Annotated in this window: 4 protein-coding genes; all 4 read right to left on the bottom strand. The window is 54.6% G+C overall.

Going from position 1 to position 5,119, the window contains the following annotated elements:
* Positions 1-418 precede the first annotated feature (418 nt).
* On the bottom strand, positions 419-871 hold the full coding sequence (locus AWB78_RS41370) for a CesT family type III secretion system chaperone (RefSeq protein WP_062612936.1): 453 nt from the start codon (positions 869-871) through the stop codon (positions 419-421).
* A gap of 30 nt (positions 872-901) precedes the next feature.
* On the bottom strand, positions 902-1,117 hold the full coding sequence (locus tag AWB78_RS41375) for a hypothetical protein (RefSeq protein ID WP_062612939.1): 216 nt from the start codon (positions 1,115-1,117) through the stop codon (positions 902-904).
* A 1,297-nt stretch (positions 1,118-2,414) separates the two neighbouring features.
* Positions 2,415-3,119, bottom strand: a complete 705-nt coding sequence (locus AWB78_RS41385) for an OmpW/AlkL family protein (RefSeq protein ID WP_232478112.1) — start codon at positions 3,117-3,119, stop codon at positions 2,415-2,417.
* Positions 3,120-3,857: 738 nt separating this feature from the next.
* Entirely contained in the window at positions 3,858-4,838 is a 981-nt protein-coding gene (locus AWB78_RS41390; RefSeq protein WP_062612948.1) for a retroviral-like aspartic protease family protein, read from the bottom strand.
* Between the last annotated feature and the right edge of the window lie 281 nt (positions 4,839-5,119).

Raw genomic sequence — 5,119 nt, forward strand, 5'->3', positions numbered from 1 at the left:
TCAATTGAAAACGCACGTGGAATAAATGAAATATTATTGCACTCGAAAGAATCGAATTATCAATTACATGAGCACCTTTAATTTAGCCTGAGAAGAGAGACTTGATACGCCGCACCTAGCGCCGCCATTCATTCGTCACAATAAGCTGCGATTTTATCGACTTCCGGTACGCGCTACTCAGAATTGGAGTGGTTCACTGTAATTGACGTGCTGCCGCGCCACTCACCGTCATTCGAACCGCGTAAGCGAGACGACTCGCTCCCTAAATGCAGGCACTCATTCGCACTGCGCTCCGACAGAGTCATGCCCTGCGCGCGGTCCGCAACATATGGCAGTCGCGTCGACAGACTGTCGGTGTGCGAGGCATGCTCTTGTGGCGGCAGGATGATGCCAGCCTGCCAGCCAGACGCGAATCTCTTTAGACCTGCAGCCACGTATAATCGCCCCTTGCAACGCCTTCATACATCTCGTCTGATGCCTCAAAGATCTGCGTGCGCCAATAACGTGCATGGTCTGCATAATGCGAGAGGATGTCGGACAATTGCTCGCCGTCAAGCCCCGCATCTTCAGAAAACCGGAGGAAGAGGATGACTCCTCCGGTAGAAGGGTCCAATCCAAGCCGAGCATCATCTTTGGCGTAGACCAGCAAATTGGCTTCAAGTAAAAGTCGAAATACCGTATAGGTCCGTCCTGCGGTGACTATGCCGTAGTGAAAATTGACGTATAAAGCAGATTCATCGTCTTCGAGGTCTAGGAAGTCAACTGAAAAACCATCGACATCGATCGAACCGCCGGACAGAACTTGATCCGATGCTGGTATATCGACGACCTCGCAAAAATCTGTCAATAACGCCTTATGCCATTCTTGCATGGTCTGGCAGCGACTTCCTAGAAAAATGCGTTAGCTGCGTGTCGAAGCAGCCAGTAGTTGCCCCAAATTGTGCATCAACTGCACATACGCCGTCACGATACTCACCTGAAAATTCAGGTTCGCGTTGGCAATCGACGCCTGGATCGATTGCGCAGTCGTCATATTGTTTATCGCCGTGGCAGACTGAGTAAGCGCCTCTGTTTGACCGGCGCTCGCCAACATCTGAGCCGCTGTAAGGGAAGCCATATTTTCTCCAGATTCTAAAAGTTCTCTCGATGGCGAGAAGATATTAAAAAAGTATCTTTCTAACGCCCGGCGCCGAAAAACGATTCATTGTCCGGACCACCGCCTCAGCGGCGTTACCGATCATTGACATGTGATAATAATCAGCCGCGCCACCGGTTGTCTCGCACGCCCGCTGAACATCGTGCCTAATCTGAGTAAATCCTTCAACGAGACAGCGCATGGTTTCCGCGGATTCCGCGCAACCGACGAACTCCAGCGCTCTGGGCAACTTCTTGATTTCCTTCTGAAAGCTTGGATCATTTAAGACTGAAAACACAAGGTGCCTCCCCGCGTCCGTTACCATTTTAACAAGGGCATCTCGCCCACTTCCATTGAGAGTAGCTTACCCTTTGCCCACCTCCACACATATCCCCTTACGAAGTTCGTGGACTTTTTGCGAAGTTGACCTATGAGCACTCGTGACCGCACTAACTATCAACCGATAAAATCTGCATGGCACTTACCCTCCGGGCTTTGCCGGAGGTGGCCAGTTCTCGCCCCCCCGGGCGACACTCGATGCCCCGTAGCAAAAGGCTGGGCCATCCGAGATGGTTCGCCCGGGGAATCGATGATGATTGCACCGTCTCTTCAAGCGATTGCCGTCGAGCCGGGACAACAGATTACTTTCATTTCACCCAAACACATACAATGCTAAGCATGTCGGGTTTGCGGGCAATAAGAAAAGCGATTTTCATCGCCGAGGGAGCAGGTGAGTGACTTTCAGGCGTAGATGGCCCTCTCTGGCGTGAAGCGGAAGCGATTCCGTCCCCACGACGCTCGATCACTCAGCAATCTTCCCGTAAAAGCTTGAGGCGCTGCCACTCCGAACTGGCCTTCCGCATTGCTCATGAAGCGACATCCTGCTCGTCGTCCCACAACCGGCCAACAGACTGCTCCCGCAGATAAACGGCGTGACTGTAACGAGCGATGAGGTGCATACGTCTGCCGCCCGATTATATCGGCCAAAACGCGTTCAACCAGCGGTTGACGATGCGGCGACATTGTCGCAATTCATGGCAGACGCGAGATAAGCGCAACCTCCGAGGGCAGGCGCACTGCCGCGGGCGATAGCCTCCTCGCACAGCTACCCGCGGCGCCGTGGCTGGGTGAGCGGTGCAAGCCAGCGCGGTAGCCATAATCAGCGGCTCGGGCGAGTGCATAACGGCCAAGCCCTCACGCACGCGGGCCAGAATCTGATGGTGCTCGACAGGCAGCACGAGGTGCAGCGCGGCTTGAGCTTTGCATAGGCATTGCAGCTTTAAAAGCGATATCCGATGCCAAGCGATACCACGATTGGATTTGCGGTGACGCGAACGCGATTTGAGAGCACGGCGACGCCGTCCGATGACTGCACTTCGACCGTCGCGTTAGTTTTTAAGGGAACATAACTGATTGAAGTGATGGCATACCAACGCTGTCCGAGTCGATAAGAGGCGCCGATCATAAAGACAGGATTCCAAGAAGGGCTTAACGAGGTCTTTATTAGATTGTTAGCGCCCGCGACCCCTTGCAGCGCCTGCGATAGACCTTCATTAAGCTGGACATGAGAGTACCACGTATAGTTCGCCCCGACGCCCACGAAGGGCCGCAATCGGCTCATGGCACTGCCCAGGTAATATTTGATTGACGCCGTAAGGGGCCAAGCACGCACGCATAGGAGCGGTTGGTATTGCGCAAGAAACCATTGAGGGCCGCCCGCGCCGAGCGGCATCGCATTGCCTTGCGCGGCCAACGTTAATTCCGGAGGAACGCCAAAGGTTGCGTCAAGCGCGATATGGTCGGTGATGAAGTGTGACAACAGGAGTTGCGCCGTAAAAGCGTTATGGACTTCAGCTGTCGTTCCGGGCGAGCTAAAAGTGCCGGCAAGCGAGCTGCTCTGGAGTTCACTTGCAGAGGAGTTCGCGAAATCCATCCATGCGCCGCCAAACGTGATGAGGGTATCGCCCGCTTGTTGCGCGTGCACTATATCGCATAGGAATGCGCAACCGATCAATACCGTTATTATTTTTCTCACACTGCATCCCTTTAATAAGAGGCTTATCCTTTTAATTACCCCACTCGCATGGATCCTGCGCCTGCGCGCCCACGGGGAGCGCGCATTGTTAATAAAGCGTCCCCGACGCGACAAAGAGCCATTTCAACATAACCAGCTTAATCGATTCAATCATCAAGAAAAGTGACCAACCATGAACAATGTTCAATGACAACCGACGTGATCAAGCACCTCGCCGCCGGCGCGTCAGATCAAGCGTAGATTTCTTTTCACCTTCCCAGATGATTTGCGCAGCGCTGTTTGCCGACTAGCCGGGCGGGCAAATGAGCGTCTCCGCGCATCAAAGCCCCCCCCCTGCTCGCATCTCCGCCGCACGCAGTAGCGCCTGCCCCCTTCAGAGTAGACGGACCAACTCCACTCCCATGGCTGCTAGGCGCTTCGATTTTCATCTGCGCGCACATATTGCCGCAGTCGCAGCCAGAACCATACCCAATACATACCCAATCGAGCGATCACAAAATCAAACCAATACTCACGCCTTCGCGCGCGCTTGGGCGCCATACTGCCTCACTCTGAGGTTTCTTCTTTTTGCCTCGTTTTGCCCGTCCCTCCTTCAATCCCGCACCCCCGCGGGATTTTTTTTCGCCGCGAGCATATTGCTTTTAGCGAGGAAAACATCCGCAGCTCCCGGACAGCCGCGCTAATTGGTTACTCTCGCACGGGCCGCGAAAGGAAATTCTGCAATGCCGCCGCGGGACCGGCGGTGTAGCGCATAAATATTCGATTGCTTGAGTAAGATAACCATAATCGCGTGTTGCGCAGCACATCCATGCCAAGCAACACGTCAGCATTCGCCAGGACGGCATCGCCGACATACAAAGAGCGATGGTGCATAGTGAGCGCACCGACTCTAAAGGTCGAGAGTAGATAGGGCCGCACCGTCATTGGCGCCCCACCACCGACCGCAGTAGCCGCCTCGACAGGAGTCTCATCGAGCGCTTTGGGATCGACCCCTGCGCTCAGCGCCGCCTGGCGACTCACAATCGTCATCTGCGCCCCAGTATCGAGCTCAGCAAAAAGTGGCTGCTCGTTCAAGGAGACGGGGAAAATAAGGGCGTTTTGCGCCGTGCGCATAGGTCGCCATACCTGATAGACGCCTAGCCATGGGACCCAGTCTGTCCGACAACCAGAGGGGCGATAAAGCGTCATAGTCCGCCCGGGAAAATCAAATTCAATGTCGAACTGTGCCAGCAAATCCGCCCCCAACACGCCCACCGGAGCCCGCGGGACGGACGCCCCCTCAAGATCGGTCACGGTCACCGCGTAATCCTGCCAAATCACTGATCCCAGTTTGATCCGACGCGCAATGCCTGGATGCCCCTCGCCTGAGAACCGGCCAAAGCCATCAATGACCACCTTGCGCTGACGGTCAAACGCCACACCCACTTGATCGGCGGCCTCCGGCGAAATCAAAGTCCCGCCGGAGCCGGTGTCGATCAGAAACGGCATAGTGCGACGATTGATCTCCAGCGTCGTAATAAATCGACCATTAAACTCCCAAATCGGCAGTTGCGCCACTTCGCTCAAACGGCACTGCGTCCGTTCAGCGTCATCTGTCTGCGCCACGACCATTGCGTTCATGCACAGCATCAACGACCAAAGCGCATGAAGTTTCTTATTTATTTTCATACCCACCCGTTCGTGGCTTGAGAACGCATGCCTATTGAACCAACCAACCGAGCAGGACTCAGTTGTCTACCAGTGAAGCCGGGGGCGTATCAACGCCTTAATTGCTGTCGGTCACTCATTGCCCGTCAATATCGCCTACGCGCACCTCGCAGGTCACACATACCCGGCAGAATGCCGCAGATGCCGCGCGCAACATACAAAACCGCCGCTTGATGATGATCATCGACCATACAGCGGAGCAACAGCACAAACCATTACGAATTATGAAATAAAATTTTGAC

Origin of the sequence: Caballeronia calidae, assembly GCF_900044055.2 — a bacterium.
Lineage (GTDB): Bacteria > Pseudomonadota > Gammaproteobacteria > Burkholderiales > Burkholderiaceae > Caballeronia > Caballeronia calidae.